The organism is Haloechinothrix sp. LS1_15 (assembly GCF_033042135.1).
Lineage (GTDB): Bacteria > Actinomycetota > Actinomycetes > Mycobacteriales > Pseudonocardiaceae > Haloechinothrix.
This window is the reverse complement of record NZ_WBXM01000009.1, coordinates 40,145-54,130: the sequence shown is the minus strand read 5'-3', so window position 1 is coordinate 54,130 and position 13,986 is coordinate 40,145. Positions and strand designations below refer to the sequence as shown.

Sequence of the window (13,986 nt, the reverse complement as noted above, 5' to 3'; positions counted from 1 at the left end):
GTGCTGGGTCTGGATCGGGTGCTCCCGGTTCGTTAGGGTCAGTTGCAGATACCGGCGGTACGGCGCTGTGTGGATGGCGCGTGGTTTACGGAGGTGCAACTGATGGGCCCGTCATCGGTGGTGAAAGGCGTCGCGCACAAGGCAGGTGTCCTCGGTCGCAGCGCGATCGTGCTTCGCCGGTCGGGGTTGGCTGGCAGGCCGGACCAGAGCCTGCGCTCGCTGCGGTCGATTCGCAAGTACGGACCGTTCGCCGGGGTGATCGACATGGCCGCCCGCGAGCACGGCCACGAGGTCGCGCTGGCCGATGAGCTCGGGGAGCTCACCTACAGCGAGCTCAACAACCGAGCCAATGCGTTGGCCAGGGCACTGTCGGCACGTGGCATCCGCGCGGGCACCGTGATGGCCGCCCTCTGCCGGGATCACCGGGGCCTGGTGACCGCGATGGCCGCCTCCGGCAAGCTCGGCGCGAAGCTGCTGATGATGAACACCGGGTTCGCCAAGCCGCAGCTCGCAGATGTCGCCCGGCGCGAAGGTGTACGCGCGCTGATCTACGACGAGGAGTTCACCGAGCTGCTCGATGCGGTTGATCCCGCGGTGGAGCGCTACCTGGCTTGGGCCGACAGCGACACCCCCGGTGACGGGTCCGTCCCGCTGCTCGACGAGCTCATCGCGGGCGTCGACGATCGTCCCGTGGCTGTGCCGGATCGGCCGGGCGGGTTCATCCTGCTGACCAGCGGTACGACCGGCACGCCGAAGGGTGCGCCGCGAGAGCGCACGTCGCCGCTGGCCTCTGCGCAGTTCCTCGACCGGATCCCGCTGCGCAAGCGGGAGGTGACGTTCATCGCCGCGCCCATCTTCCACGGCACCGGTCTGTCACAGGCGCTGCTGTCCTGGGCGCTGGGGTGCAAGGTGGTGCTGACGCGCTCGTTCGATCCGGAGGAGGCGTTGCGGCGTGTCCAGGATCACCGGTGCACCGCGCTGGTGCTGGTCCCGACGATGCTGCAGCGCATTATCGACCTGCCAGCCGAGACGCTGGCCAAGTACGACACCTCGTCGCTGCGGATCATCTTCGCCGCGGGGTCGGCGATCCCCACCGATGTGGTGACCCGGACCATGGACATCTTCGGCGACGTGCTCTACAACCTGTACGGCTCCACCGAGGTCGCGGTGGCCACCGTGGCCACACCCGAGGAGCTGCGTGCCGCGCCGAGCACCGCGGGCAAGACTCCCGTGGGGTGCCGGGTGGAGCTCTACGACGACAACGGGAACCGGATCACCGAGCCGGGCAAGGTGGGGCGCATCTTCGTCGGCAGCGGGCTCAGCTTCACCGGCTACACCGATGGCAGGAACAAGGAGGTCATCAACGGCCTGCTCGCCAGCGGTGACGTGGGCTACTTCGACGAGAACGGGCTGCTGTTCGTCGTGGGCAGGGACGACGACATGATCGTCTCCGGTGGGGAGAACGTGTACCCGCTCGAGGTGGAGAACCTGCTCACCGAGCGGTCCGACATCCTGGAGGCTGCGGTCGTGGGTGTGGATGACGAGGAGTTCGGCCAGCGCCTCAAGGCGTGCGTCGTGCTCGCCGAGGGCGCGACCACCACCGCCGAGGAGATCAAGCAGTACGTCAAGGCCAACCTCGCGCGTTACAAGGTGCCGAGGGACGTGGAGTTCTACGACGTGCTTCCCCGCAACGCCACCGGGAAGTTGCTGCGTCACGAGCTCGCCGCCTCGTAATATCCCCGGCCATGGATTTCACGCCATCAGCAAGGGCGGAGGACTACCGGCGGCGGGTCGCCGATTTCCTGACGCGGGAGATCGAACCGGTCGAGCCGGAGTACCTGCGAACGTTGCGCGGTCTCGAGGACCCGTGGGTGGTTCTGCCGGTTATCGAGGAGCTCAAGGCCAAGGCGCGGCACGAAGGGTTGTGGAACCTGTTCCTCCCTGAAGGGGCAGGCGAGACCGGGTTGTCCAACGTGGATTACGCGCCGCTCGCCGAGCTCATGGGGCGCTCGTCCATCGCACCGGAAGTCTTCAACTGCAATGCTCCGGACACCGGCAACGCCGAGGTGCTGTTGCACTACGGCAGCGACCAGCAGTGCAGGCAGTGGCTCGATCCGCTCCTCGACGGCCGCGTCCGCTCGGCGTTCTGTATGACAGAACCGGATGTGGCGTCCTCCGACGCGACCAACATGACGGCGACGGCGGTGCCCGACGGCGAGGACGTGGTGCTCAACGGCCGCAAGTGGTTCAGCACCGGGGTGGGGCACCCGCATTGCCGGTTCGTGATCTTTATGGCGCTGACCGAGCCGCACGCGCACCGGCATCAGCGCCACTCCATGGTGATCGTGCCCACCGACGCTCCCGGCTTCCGCATCGAGCGCATGCTGCCGGTATTCGGCTACCGCGACGAACCCTATGGGCACGGCGAGGTCAGCTTCACCGACGTGCGTGTCCCAAGGGACAACGTGATCGCCGGGCTGGGGCGGGGATTCGAGATCGCCCAGGGCAGGCTGGGACCCGGCCGCGTGCATCACTGCATGCGATTGATCGGGCTCGCCGAGCGGGCGCTCGAACTGGCCGCCCGGCGGGGCACCCAGCGCAACGCGTTCGGCAAGCCGCTGATCAATCTCGGCGGCAATCGGGAGCGCATCGCCAGGGCGCGGATCGAGATCAATCAGGCGCGGCTGCTGGTCCTCTACACCGCCTGGCTGCTCGACACCCGGGGTATCGGGGCCGCGTTCTCCGAGGTGTCGCAGATCAAGGCGGCGGTGCCGGAGATGGCCGAACGCGTGATCGACACGGCCATGCGACTGCACGGCGCGGCGGGCTTCACCGACGACTTTCCGCTGGCCGGTGCCTACGCGGGCGCACGGTCACTGCGCATGGCCGACGGCCCCGACGAGGTGCACCTCGGGGTCGTCGCCCGCCTCGAACTGGCCCCGTACCGCGAGGTGCCGGGTGGGTGAGGCACGCGCTAGGCGACCACACGCATGGCGAAACATGACAGGGAAAGGGACGTGATGGCACGCGATCGAACGAGGCGCCGCACCAACATCGTGATCACCGGAGCCAGCTCCGGGCTCGGCGAAGGCATAGCGCGGGAGTTCGCCGCCAAGGGACACAACCTGGCGTTGTGTGCACGGCGTACCGACCGGTTGGACCAGCTCGCCGGTCAGCTGCGAGAGCGGCACCCGGGCATCACGGTGCTGACCCGCAAGCTCGACGTGACCGATCAGCAGGCGGTGTTCGAGGTGTTCGGCGCGTTCCGCGCCGAGCTGGGCTCGTTGGACCGGGTGATCGCCAACGCCGGGCTCGGTAAGGGGCAGCCGATCGGTACCGGTTACGTCGACGCGAACCGGGAGACGGTGGAGACCAACGTCATCGGCCTGCTCGCCCAGTGCGAGGCGGCCGTGGAGATCTTCAACGAGCAGCGCACAGGCCACCTTGTGGTGGTCTCCTCGGTGGCCGCGGTGCGCGGCATGCGCGGCAACGTCACCGCCTACGCGGCGTCCAAAGCGGCCGCAGCCTCGCTCGCGGAGGGGATCAGGGCGCAGCACCACGGCGGGCCGATCGCGGTGACCACGTTGTATCCCGGCTACATCGAGTCGGAGATGACCGGCCGCGCGCGCAAGACCCCGCTGATGGCCGACGCTGAGAAGGGCGCGAAGGCGCTGGTCGCGGCGATTGAGCGGGAACGCCCGAAGGCTTACGTACCGTGGTGGCCGTGGACGCCGCTCGCCCAGGTGCTCCGGTTCGCCCCGCTGGGGTGGGTGAGGAAGTTCTCGTGAGTGAAACGGTGGATACTCCCGGCGAGGTCCGGGACGAGGACGCCTTCGACGTCGACGCCGTGCACGCCTGGCTGGCCGCCCGGCTGGACGGGCTGGACGGCCCACCAGCCGTGCGGCAGTTCGCGCGCGGCGCGTCGAACCTCACCTACCTGTTGCGTTACCCGGATCGTGACCTGGTCCTGCGCAGACCGCCCGCGGGCGAGAAGGCCGCCTCCGCGCACGACATGGGGCGGGAGTACCGCGTACAGGCCGGGTTGAAGCCGGTGTTCGGCTACGTGCCCGAGGTGCTCGCGTTCTGCGACGACCCGGGCGTGATCGGCTCCGAGTTCTACGTGATGCAGCGGCTGACGGGCATCATCCTGCGCAGTGACCCGCCGGAGGGCATGGAGGTGGACGCCGGGCAGGCGCGGACGCTGGCCGAACGGTTCGTCGACACGCTCGTCGAGCTGCACAATGTGGACCCCCGCGCCGCTGGCCTTGCCGACCTCGGCAAAGGTGCGGGGTACGTGCACCGGCAGATCACGGGATGGTCGGATCGCTACCGCAGGGCGCGGACGGACAACGTCGGCGACTTCGAGAACGTGATGCGGTGGCTGGCCGCCAACGAGCCGGACGACGTTCGGACCTGCCTGATCCACAACGACTTCCGGTTCGACAACATCGTCTTCGACGCGCCGGGGACGTGGCGCGTAGTCGGGGTGCTCGACTGGGAGATGGCCACGCTCGGCGACCCGCTGATGGAGCTGGGCGCCACGCTGGCGTACTGGGTGCAGGCCGACGACGACGAGGTCATGCACGCGAGCAGGCGACAGCCCACCCACCTGCCTGGCATGCTCACCAGGAAGCAGATCGTCGAGCGCTACGCCCAGCTCACCGGCCTGTATCCGGAGCACTGGACGTTCTACGAGGTCTACGGGCTGTTCCGGCTCGCGGTGATCATCCAGCAGATCTACCGCCGCTACCACGACGGGCAGACGACGAACCCGGCCTTCGCCGAGTTCTGGATGTTCGTGGGCTACCTCGAAGACCGGTGCGAGCGCATCATCGAGCAGGGAGGGTCGCTGTAGATGGGAGCCGTCTATCTCGTGCGGCACGGGCAGGCCTCCTTCGGGGCGCGCGACTACGACGAGCTCTCAGAACTGGGCGCCCGGCAGTCGGCGGCGGTGGGCGAGGAACTGCGCCGCAGGACGGGGCGCATCACGCGGGTGCGGTGCGGCACGCTGCGCAGGCAGCGCGACACCGCTGCAGCCGCCGGTTTCGACGCTATCGAGGATCCACGCTGGAACGAGTACGATCACGAGGCGGTTCTGGCCGCCCACGCCGAGCTCGGTGCGGGCGGGAACCCTGGTGCGGCAGGGGGGCGGGTGCAGGAGATGCTGGACGGCGCGCTGCTGCGCTGGATCGCGGCTGACGGCGCTGGCGAAGCAAGCAACGGGCAGGCCCTCGAACACTGGTCGGGCTTCGCGGCACGCGTCACCGAGGCGTTGGACGAGCTGGTTGCGGAGCTGAACAGGGGCGAGGACGCGCTGGTGGTCACCTCGGGCGGGGTGATCGGGGCCTTGGTCGCGCGGGAGCTGGGCTGCCAGGCGGACGGCTTCGTGCCGCTGCACCGGGTCACCTGCAACGTGGGGATCACCAAGTTCGTCACCGGCCGTTCGGGAACGAGCCTGGTGTCGTTCAACGAACACGGCCACCTGGAACACGACGCGGCGGCCCTACTCACCTACCGGTAGGCGGGAGCGAAAATGACACTGGCATCGTTCGAGGGAACCACCCTGATCCCGATCAACGGCCGGGGACCGGAGGACGTGGTCCTCGACGGCGACGGCCGGATCTACACGGGTCTCGACGACGGCAGGATCATCCGGATCAGCGACGGCGGCCACCGCATCGATACGGTGGCACGGACGCCGGGACGGCCGCTCGGGATCGAGCTCGGCCGGGACGGCGAGCTCGTGGTCTGCGCTTCCGATCACGGGCTACTCGCTGTATCCCCCGAGACCGGCGCGATACGGACGCTGGTGGACACCGTCGCCGGCCAACGCATCCTGTGCTGCAACAACGCGGCCGTCGCCGCCGACGGCACGGTCTACTTCAGCGATTCCTCGCAGCGCTTCCCGATCCCCGAATTCCGCGCCGACCTGATCGAACGCACCGGATCGGGACGCGTGTTCCGGCGTGATCCCGACGGGACGGTCACCGAGGTGATGGCTGGCTTACAGTTCGCCAACGGGGTCGCGCTCGCGCCTGACGAATCGTTCCTCGTCGTGGCGGAGACGGGCGGCTGCGCGCTGCACCGGCTGTGGCTTTCCGGGCAGCGGGCCGGGCAGTGCGAGCTGTTCGCGTCCGGGCTGAGCGGGTACCCGGACAACGCCGCAACCGGCACCGACGGATTGATCTGGGTGGCCGTTCCCAGCCCTGCGGTCACCACGCTCCCGGTCGTGCAGCGCCTGCCGGACCCGGCACGGGCGCTGGTGCGCGCGCTACCCGAGCGGCTGCAACCGTCGCCGGGGCGCACGGTGAGCGTGCTGGGCTTCGACGAGTCGGGCACTGCCGTGCGTGGCCACCGGGGCGTCGTCGACGGATTCACCATGCTCACCGGCGTCCGCGAGTACGACGGCGAGCTCTACTGCGGCAGCCTGGTGGCCTCTGCCATCGCGGTCGTCGGGCGCTGACGGGCGTGCGGCGGGCACCTTCGCACGTCTCGGTTCCCGCAACACGGGCCGCATGACACACTGGACCGCGTGCCCGATACTTCGCTGCCAGGCATCAACCGGTCGTTGCTGGACGGGCCGCTGCGCATGATCGGCGCCGTTGAGCGCTCCGAGGACGCGATCAGGCAGGCCGCGTGGGTCGCCCGCTGCGTGGGCAGGGGGGAGTCAGCCCCGCTGAACAGGGACGACATCGCCGCACTCGCCGGTTCGCTGCGCACCTTCCGGTTCGCGGAGGGCACCAAGCTGTTCGGTGCGGGAAGTGTCTCGGGCGGCGTGTGGATCGTGCAGCATGGCCGGATCGAGCTGTCGGTCGGCTCGGGTGGCAGGCGCATTGTCGTGCACCTGCTGCAGCCGGGTGATGTCGAGGGCGACGTGCAGCACCTGCTGGACATGCCCTTCCCGTACACCGCGCGGTCCACCGGCGCGGTCACCGCCCTGTACCTGGACAGCTCCGAGTTCGAGCGGCTGCTCGCCAAGCGGCCCGCCATCGCGAGGCGGTGGTTGTCGAGCGTGTGCTTGCGGTTGACGACCAGCCAGAACCGGTTGCTCGGCCTGCTGGGGCGCACGCTCTCGGAGCAGGTGGCCTCGTTACTCGCCGAGGAGACCATCGACGGGGAGGTGCCGCTGCCACAGCGGACGCTGGCCGCGATGCTTGGGGTGCGCAGGCCCTCGCTGAACAAGGTCCTCAAGGAGTTCGAGCGGGACGGGTTGATCAGGGTGCGTTACGGGGCCATCGACATACTCGACGGTGAGGCACTGGCGTTGCGCGCTGGGTGAGGTCGGGCTCGTTGCCCGGAAACGAGTGAGAGGACCGCTGGGAGGAAGGCTATGCGTGCCGCGGAGAAGCGCGTACCCGCACACGAACCGGTTGCTTACGCGATGCGTGCCGGGATGGTGGAGAGCGTGCACTACGGTTCCGTCGTGGTGCTGGATGGCGATGGTGCCGAGCTGCTCGCGGTCGGCGATGCGGACGCCGCGTACTACCCGCGATCCACGGTGAAACCGGTGCAGGGTACGGCCATGGTGCGTAGCGGGCTCGACCTGCCCGACGAGCTGCTTGCGCTGGCGGTGGCGAGCCATTCCGGCGAGCCGCGCCATATCGAGGGTGTTAGCAGGTTGTTGGCCGAGCACGGGCTCGACGAGTCGGAGCTGCGGAACACCCCGTCGCTGCCCGCTGGCCAGCAGGCCCGTCGCGACTGGCTCGCGGCGGGTGGCTATGCCGCACGGCTACCGCAGAACTGCTCGGGAAAGCACGCCGCCATGCTCGCCACGGCGAAGCTGCTTGGGCAGCCCCGCGACGGCTATCTCGATCCGGACCATCCCGTGCAGCGAGCGATCGCGCGCACCCTCGAGGAATTGGCTGGTGAGCCGATCGCGCACGTCGCTGTTGACGGTTGCGGGGCGCCGTTGTTCGCGCTGTCGCTGCGGGGGGTGACCAGGGCCATCGGCCGGATCGCCGCGGCGGGTGCCGACACCCCGGAGGGCCGGGTCGCCGCCGCCATGCGCACCCATCCGGAGATGGTGGGCGGCAGCGGGCGCGCGGTCAGCGAGCTGCTAGGGGCGCCGCCCGGGCTGCTGGCCAAGGACGGCGCGGAAGGCACGTACGTGGCGGCGTGCCCCGATGGCACGGCGGTCGGGGTCAAGATCGCCGACGGTGGTGACCGGTCGAGGGTCGCGGTGACCGCGGCCGCGCTGGCCATGGCAGGCGTGCCACGGGCGACACTGGCCGAGGTCGACGGTGCCTGCCCGGTCACCGCGGGCGATCTCGCACTGGCTGGGGAACTCGCCGCGTACTGGCAGGCGTGAGAGCGCGATCCCGACGCGGCCTCACGCGGGCTGGCTGCCTGCTCACGTCGTGCGGGGCATGGTGCAGCCGACCTCGGCGAGGCCGTTGCCGTCGGCTGCGGTGGCGGAGTCCTCGACGATCGTCTCGCTGTCGACGGAGATGGCGCAGCGTACCGGGCCGCCGGTGGGGTCCTCGGTCTTGGCGAACACCGCGATGTCGAGTTCGGCCGGATCGGTGCCGTCCTCGGTGAACTCGAAGTCGAACGGCTCGCCGCCGAGCGAGACCGGGGACTGCTGGCCGTCCCGCTCGACCACCATGATGGTGTCGTCCGGGCCGCTGACGCTGACCCGGACCGTGTAGCTCCCTGCGTCCTCGTCGCCATCGGCGTCCGGCGTCGCCGTCGGTGGTGTCGAGTCGGCGTCGCTGTCCACGTCACCACCACACCCGCTGATCATGATCGCGGCCAGCATGACGGTCGCCGCGCGCTTCACGGTGCGGTCCCTTCCTGGTTGATGGCGGTCGGTCGCCTTCTCCCGTGTCGCCTTCCGGGTGGGCGAGCCCTTCACTATGCCCCTACCGGAGGACGCGGTTCCACTCGCCCCACCCGGCTGTGCGGTAGATGCCTCCGAATGGAGCAGCGCCGCGGGGCGGCTGCCGCTGCCGTGTTTCCTGCGTGCTGGTTCACGCGAGCCCTCTCGTCGTCCGTGAAGGTGGCCTGCTGCCTGCAATGCTTGCGACCATGTCGACGACCTGCCGGGTGCGGCCGACCTCGTGTGCGCGGAACACCGCGGCGCCTTCCCACGCAGCGACAGCGGTGGCCGCGAGCGTGCCGTCCACGCGATCGGCCAGCCCGACGCCGAGCGTCTCGCCGACGAAGTCCTTGTTGGACAGGGCCATCAGCACCGGCCACCCGGTCGTGGTGAGCTCGCGGGTCCTGCGGAGGAGTTCGAGGCTGTGCCAGGTGTTCTTGCCGAAGTCGTGGGTCGGGTCGATCAGCACTCCCTCGCGGGGAACGCCGAGCGCGACCGCCCGCTCGGCACCGCGGGTGACCTCCTCGACGACGGCGGCGACGATGTCGGGATAGCTGACCCGGTGTGGCCGGGTGCGCGGCGTTGCCCCACCGGTGTGCGAGCACACGTACCCGGCGCGGAACTCGGCGGCCACCTCGACCAACCGGGGATCGGCACCCTGCCAGGTGTCGTTGATCAGATCGGCGCCCGCGGCACAAGCCTCACGTCCGACTTCGCCCCGCCACGTGTCCACACTGATGATCACCTCGGGGTGCCGTTCCCGGAGCGCGGCGATCAGTGGTACCACGCGGCGGGTTTCCTCGGCCGCGGTGACGGCCGGCCCAGGGCCGGCCTTGACTCCGCCGACATCGAGGATGTCGGCCCCAGCGGCGACAGCGCTGCCCGCGGCCCGCAGGGCGTCGTCGAGCTCGTAGGTCGCGCCCGCGTCGTAGAACGAGTCCGGCGTCCGGTTGATGATCGCCATCACGAGGGGACGTGCCGCGGGCGCGTCCTTGTCCCGGAATCGCAGCTGCCGCTCGGCTGGGGAGGACATCCAGGCCACGGTATCCGAGCGTGATCGAGCTCGGCAGCAGAACGTGACGTGCGGCGCTCCCGGCTCCCCCGCGGCCGCGCCCGCGGGGGAGTGGCCGGCGATTGACCGCCGACCGGCGATCGATTATGTTCATTCGAAGAACAGATGTGCGTATAGCGCACACTTGCTGGTCGGGTGGCGCGAGCGGGGTGATGACGTGGCGGCGATCCTCCCTTCCCTGGGTGACGCGGTCACCGGTCTCGTGCACGACGGCGACGAGGTGGCGCTAGAGGGATTCACGCACCTGATCCCGGTGTCCGCCGGGCACGAGATCATCCGACAGCAGCGGCGGGACCTCACCCTGGTGCGGATGACCCCGGACATCGTCTACGACCAGCTCATCGGGGCGGGGTGCGCGCGCAAGCTGATCTTCTCCTGGGGCGGGAATCCCGGAGTCGGCTCGCTGCACCGGTTCCGCGACGCGGTGCAGCACTCCTGGCCCGCGGCGCTGGAACTGGAGGAACACAGCCACGCCGGGATGGCCAACCGCTACGTCGCGGGCGCTTCGGGCCTGCCGTTCGCGGTGTTGCGTGGCTACACCGGTACCGACCTCCCCTCGGTTACCGGCACCGTCAAGCCGATCACCTGCCCGTTCACCGGTGAGCGGCTCACCGCGGTACCGGCGATCAACCCGGACGTGACCATCATCCACGCCCAGCGCGCGGACCGGTCCGGGAACGTGCAGCTCTGGGGTCTGGTCGGGGTACAGAAGGAAGCCGTGCTCGCGGCGCGCCGCAGCCTGGTGACTGTGGAGGAGATCGTCGACGAGCTGGAGCCGGTGGCCGGGCAGCTGGTGTTGCCCAGCTGGGCGGTCACCGCGGTCGCCGAGGTGCCCGGCGGGGCGCACCCCTCCTACGCGCAGGGATACAGCGAGCGGGACAACACCTACTACCAGCGGTGGGATGCCATCGGCCGGGACAGGGCCGCCTTCGAGTCCTGGCTGGGGGAGGTGGTGTACGGATGAACCCCGACGGCTACTCCGCGAGCGAGATGATGTCGATCGTCGCAGCGCGCGCGCTGCGCGACGGCATCACCTGCTTCGTCGGCATCGGCCTGCCGTCCACCGCGGCCAACCTGGCACGCCGCAGCCACGCACCCGGCCTCACGTTGATCTACGAATCGGGCGCGCTCGGCGCGAAACCGGACCGGCTGCCGCTGTCCATCGGTGACGGCGTGCTCGCCGAGACCGCCGATGCCGTGGTCGGCGTGCCCGAAGTGTTCAACTACTGGCTGCAACCCGGACGCATCGACGTCGGTTTCCTCGGGGCGGCGCAGCTGGACCGGTTCGGCAACATCAACACCACGGTGATCGGCGAGGACTACGCGGATCCCCTGGTCAGGCTCCCGGGTGCGGGGGGAGCGCCGGAGATCGCAGCATCCTGCCGCGAGGTGTTCGTGGTGGCCGAACAGAGCAGGCGCAGCTTTGTTCCCGAGGTGGACTTCGTGACCTCGGTCGGGTACGGCACCGGCGCGGGCGACCGCGAACGCCTCGGTCTGCCGGGTGCGGGCCCGACGATGGTGATCACCGACCTCGGCGTGTTCCGGCCCGATCCGGTGACTCGCGAGTTGGTGCTCGACCAGCTGCATCCCGGGGTGTCGGTGGCGCGGGTGCGCGAGGCGACGGGGTGGGAGGTCACCGTCGCCGAGCACCCGGCCACCACCGCGCCCCCCACGCAGGAGGAACTGGCGGCACTGCGGGCGCTGATCGGACAATCGGACGACGCGGGCGGAGAGGAGTCGTCGTGACCGGTGACGTGTACATCCTCGACGGGATACGGACACCGTTCGGCAAGCACGGCGGGCAGCTGGCCGACATCCGGCCCGACGACCTGGCAGCTCACGTGCTGCGCGCGCTCACCGAGCGCATCGGTCTCGATCCCGCGACGGTGGACGAGGTGTATTTCGGGGACGCCAACCAGGCAGGCGAGGACAACCGCAACGTGGCGAGGATGGCCGCGCTGCTGGCAGGCTGGCCGACCTCGGTGCCGGGGAGCACCGTCAACCGGTTGTGCGGTTCCAGTATGGACGCGGCCATGCAGGCGTCGAGGGTGATCGCGCTCGGCGAGGCCTCGCTGGTGGTCGCAGGCGGTGTGGAGTCGATGAGCCGCGCGCCGTGGGTGCTGCCCAAACCGGAGAAGGGGTTTCCCGCGGGCAACGGCACGTTGCACTCCACCACGCTCGGCTGGCGTATGACCAACCCGGCTATGCCCGAGCAGTGGACGGTCTCGCTCGGGGAAGGCACCGAGATCCTCGCCGAGCGCTACAAGCTCGACCGTGAGCAGCAGGACGAGTTCGCGCTGCGGAGCCACCAGCTCGCCGCCGCGGCCTGGGACAACGGCTTCTACGCCAGCCACGTGGTCGGCGTCGACGGCACCGAGCTGACCACCGACGAGTCGCTGCGGGCGGGAACCTCGATGGAGAAGCTGGCCGCGCTGAAACCGGTGTTCCGCAGCGGCGGCACGGTCACCGCGGGCAACTCGTCGCCGCTGAACGACGGGGCCGCCGCGCTGCTGCTCGGCGACGCAGCGGCGGCCGAGCGGCTCGGGACGACACCCCTGGCGAGGATCGCAGGCCGGGGCGCGGCCGGGGTCGACCCGCACACCTTCGGGATCGGCCCGGTACGGGCAGCGGAGATCGCGCTGCGTAGGGCGGGGATCGGCTGGTCCGACCTGGATGCCGTGGAGCTCAACGAGGCCTTCGCCGCGCAGTCGCTGGCCTGCCTCGCCGAGTGGCCCGAGCTCGACCCCGCCATCGTCAACGTCAACGGCGGCGCCATCGCAATCGGCCACCCGCTGGGCGCCTCCGGCGGCAGGGTGATCGCGCAGCTGGCGCACCAGCTGCGGCGCGGCGGTGGCCGGTGGGGCCTTGCCACCCTGTGCATCGGGGTCGGCCAGGGCCTTGCCGTGGTGCTGGAGGGGCAGTCATGAGCGTCCAGCACCGGCCGCAGCCCCGGTCGTGGCTCGAACCACCGCACTACCGCCGCGCCCCGCATGGCACGCACCCGCCCCTTGTCACGCCCGAGTACCGGTCCACGGCGCTGCGCCACCCGAGCGCCCCCTCACCGAGCTCATCCGCAGTACCGGCTCGGCGGTACATTGGCTACGCATCAGCCTCGGCAGGACGCTGCGCGAGGTGCTCGCCGAGGACACCCTCGTCGGCCGGTACCTCGGCAAGGAGCGGATCGGCGAACTGCTCGATCCAGCGGGTTATCTCGGCAGCGCCCGCACCTTCGTGGCGCGGGCGCTCGCGCGGCATCGCCGTGGTGGGCAGCAGCACAAGGAGGAGTACGGATGAGCGTCGAGGTGCACGCCACCGCGGACGGTCCCGGCGGGGACGCGGACACGCCGACCGTGGTGCTGAGCGGGTCGCTGGGCAGTGACCTGGGGATGTGGTATCCGCAGGTCGGCCCGCTGGTCGAGGCCGGGTACCGGGTGGTGCGGTACGACCACCGCGGGCACGGCGCGTCACCGGTGCCGAACGGCCCGTACAGCATGGCCGATCTCGGCGGTGACGCCGTCGCCCTGCTGGATGCGCTCCGCCTCGGTCCGGTGCACTGGGTGGGGCTGTCGCTGGGAGGAATGGTCGGCATGTGGTTGGGCAAGCACGCAGGCGACCGGCTGGCCAGCCTCACACTCTGCTGCACATCGGCGGCGCTGGACCCGACCCCGTGGGCCGAGCGGACCAAGGTGGTGCGCGCCAGGGGCACCACCGCGGTGGCCGGTGCCGTGGTCGACCGGTGGCTCACACCGGAATACGCCGAGGCGCATCCGGAGACGGTCCGCTGGATGCGGGGCATGATCGAGGCGACACCGGACGAGGGGTATGCCTCGTGCTGCACGGCCATCGCGACCATGGACCTCGCGGGCGGCCTGGGCAGTATTGCGACTCCCACGCTGGTGCTGGCCGGTGAGCGGGATCCCGCGACACCACCCGGGCACGGCAGGCGGATCGCCGAGACGATCCCTGGGGCCCGGTTCGCGATCGTCGGACAGGCCGCCCATCTGGCCAATGTGGAATGCGCCGACGAGGTGAACCGCTACCTGATCGAGCACGTCAAGGAAACGGCATGAGCGACTCCGGCGACGAGTTCGACCGG

At 70.1% G+C, this 13,986-nt stretch carries 15 protein-coding genes; 13 read left to right on the top strand and 2 right to left on the bottom strand.

Annotation, left to right across the window (positions count from 1 at the left end; all coding sequences use genetic code 11):
- The first annotated feature begins 102 nt into the window (after positions 1 to 102).
- The 8 genes from F8178_RS14690 to F8178_RS14655 all read left to right on the top strand — a co-directional run bounded on the left by F8178_RS14690 (position 103) and on the right by F8178_RS14655 (position 8,308).
- Positions 103 to 1,734: an acyl-CoA synthetase gene (locus F8178_RS14690; protein ID WP_317495358.1), complete on the top strand. Its 1,632-nt coding sequence runs from the start codon at positions 103 to 105 to the stop codon at positions 1,732 to 1,734.
- A gap of 11 nt (positions 1,735 to 1,745) precedes the next feature.
- Entirely contained in the window at positions 1,746 to 2,966 is a 1,221-nt protein-coding gene (locus F8178_RS14685) for an acyl-CoA dehydrogenase family protein (RefSeq protein ID WP_317495357.1), read from the top strand.
- Positions 2,967 to 3,020: 54 nt separating this feature from the next.
- Entirely contained in the window at positions 3,021 to 3,788 is a 768-nt protein-coding gene (locus F8178_RS14680; RefSeq protein WP_317495356.1) for an SDR family oxidoreductase, read from the top strand.
- Positions 3,785 to 4,855: a phosphotransferase family protein gene (locus F8178_RS14675; RefSeq protein WP_396345567.1), complete on the top strand. Its 1,071-nt coding sequence runs from the start codon at positions 3,785 to 3,787 to the stop codon at positions 4,853 to 4,855. Before F8178_RS14680 ends, F8178_RS14675 begins: the two co-directional genes overlap by 4 nt.
- On the top strand, positions 4,856 to 5,521 hold the full coding sequence (locus F8178_RS14670) for a histidine phosphatase family protein (protein ID WP_317495355.1): 666 nt from the start codon (positions 4,856 to 4,858) through the stop codon (positions 5,519 to 5,521).
- Between the two features lie 12 nt (positions 5,522 to 5,533).
- Positions 5,534 to 6,463, top strand: a complete 930-nt coding sequence (locus F8178_RS14665) for an SMP-30/gluconolactonase/LRE family protein (protein WP_317495354.1) — start codon at positions 5,534 to 5,536, stop codon at positions 6,461 to 6,463.
- A 69-nt stretch (positions 6,464 to 6,532) separates the two neighbouring features.
- A complete protein-coding gene (locus F8178_RS14660) occupies positions 6,533 to 7,279 on the top strand; it encodes a Crp/Fnr family transcriptional regulator (RefSeq protein WP_317495353.1) in 747 nt (248 codons plus the stop codon).
- Between the two features lie 51 nt (positions 7,280 to 7,330).
- The gene (locus tag F8178_RS14655; RefSeq protein ID WP_317495352.1) at positions 7,331 to 8,308 is read left to right on the top strand and encodes an asparaginase; all 978 of its coding nucleotides are present in this window, start codon (positions 7,331 to 7,333) and stop codon (positions 8,306 to 8,308) included.
- Between the two features lie 42 nt (positions 8,309 to 8,350).
- Here the strand turns inward: F8178_RS14655 and F8178_RS14650 are convergent, their stop codons facing one another.
- Both F8178_RS14650 and folP read right to left on the bottom strand, forming a co-directional pair.
- The gene (locus tag F8178_RS14650; protein WP_317495351.1) at positions 8,351 to 8,779 is read right to left on the bottom strand and encodes a hypothetical protein; all 429 of its coding nucleotides are present in this window, start codon (positions 8,777 to 8,779) and stop codon (positions 8,351 to 8,353) included.
- A 190-nt stretch (positions 8,780 to 8,969) separates the two neighbouring features.
- Positions 8,970 to 9,851, bottom strand: a complete 882-nt coding sequence (gene folP / locus F8178_RS14645) for a dihydropteroate synthase (RefSeq protein WP_317495350.1) — start codon at positions 9,849 to 9,851, stop codon at positions 8,970 to 8,972.
- A 196-nt stretch (positions 9,852 to 10,047) separates the two neighbouring features.
- Between folP and F8178_RS14640 the strand changes: the two genes are divergently transcribed.
- Genes F8178_RS14640 through pcaD form a run of 5 tightly spaced genes read left to right on the top strand, consistent with a single transcriptional unit; the run spans position 10,048 to position 13,960 of the window.
- The gene (locus tag F8178_RS14640; RefSeq protein WP_317495349.1) at positions 10,048 to 10,854 is read left to right on the top strand and encodes a CoA-transferase; all 807 of its coding nucleotides are present in this window, start codon (positions 10,048 to 10,050) and stop codon (positions 10,852 to 10,854) included.
- Positions 10,851 to 11,636 (top strand): CoA-transferase, encoded by a 786-nt coding sequence (locus F8178_RS14635; RefSeq protein ID WP_317495348.1) that lies wholly within the window; start codon positions 10,851 to 10,853, stop codon positions 11,634 to 11,636. The genes F8178_RS14640 and F8178_RS14635 overlap by 4 nt, the downstream gene beginning before the upstream one ends.
- A complete protein-coding gene (locus tag F8178_RS14630) occupies positions 11,633 to 12,817 on the top strand; it encodes a thiolase family protein (RefSeq protein WP_317495347.1) in 1,185 nt (394 codons plus the stop codon). The genes F8178_RS14635 and F8178_RS14630 overlap by 4 nt, the downstream gene beginning before the upstream one ends.
- On the top strand, positions 12,814 to 13,269 hold the full coding sequence (locus F8178_RS20440) for a hypothetical protein (protein ID WP_396345563.1): 456 nt from the start codon (positions 12,814 to 12,816) through the stop codon (positions 13,267 to 13,269). Before F8178_RS14630 ends, F8178_RS20440 begins: the two co-directional genes overlap by 4 nt.
- On the top strand, positions 13,181 to 13,960 hold the full coding sequence (pcaD, locus tag F8178_RS14620) for a 3-oxoadipate enol-lactonase (protein ID WP_317495346.1): 780 nt from the start codon (positions 13,181 to 13,183) through the stop codon (positions 13,958 to 13,960). The genes F8178_RS20440 and pcaD overlap by 89 nt, the downstream gene beginning before the upstream one ends.
- Positions 13,961 to 13,986 lie beyond the last annotated feature (26 nt).

Bases quoted from the DNA above. Each gene is read 5' to 3' on its own strand.
- F8178_RS20440 (WP_396345563.1), top strand. From the start codon at position 12,814: ATGAGCGTCCAGCACCGGCCGCAGCCCCGGTCGTGGCTCGAACCACCG.
- F8178_RS14655 (WP_317495352.1), top strand. From the start codon at position 7,331: ATGCGTGCCGCGGAGAAGCGCGTACCCGCACACGAACCGGTTGCTTAC.
- F8178_RS14685 (WP_317495357.1), top strand. From the start codon at position 1,746: ATGGATTTCACGCCATCAGCAAGGGCGGAGGACTACCGGCGGCGGGTC.
- F8178_RS14665 (WP_317495354.1), top strand. From the start codon at position 5,534: ATGACACTGGCATCGTTCGAGGGAACCACCCTGATCCCGATCAACGGC.
- F8178_RS14635 (WP_317495348.1), top strand. From the start codon at position 10,851: ATGAACCCCGACGGCTACTCCGCGAGCGAGATGATGTCGATCGTCGCA.
- F8178_RS14670 (WP_317495355.1), top strand. From the start codon at position 4,856: ATGGGAGCCGTCTATCTCGTGCGGCACGGGCAGGCCTCCTTCGGGGCG.
- F8178_RS14690 (WP_317495358.1), top strand. From the start codon at position 103: ATGGGCCCGTCATCGGTGGTGAAAGGCGTCGCGCACAAGGCAGGTGTC.
- pcaD (WP_317495346.1), top strand. From the start codon at position 13,181: ATGAGCGTCGAGGTGCACGCCACCGCGGACGGTCCCGGCGGGGACGCG.
- F8178_RS14680 (WP_317495356.1), top strand. From the start codon at position 3,021: ATGGCACGCGATCGAACGAGGCGCCGCACCAACATCGTGATCACCGGA.
- folP (WP_317495350.1), bottom strand. From the start codon at position 9,851: ATGTCCTCCCCAGCCGAGCGGCAGCTGCGATTCCGGGACAAGGACGCG.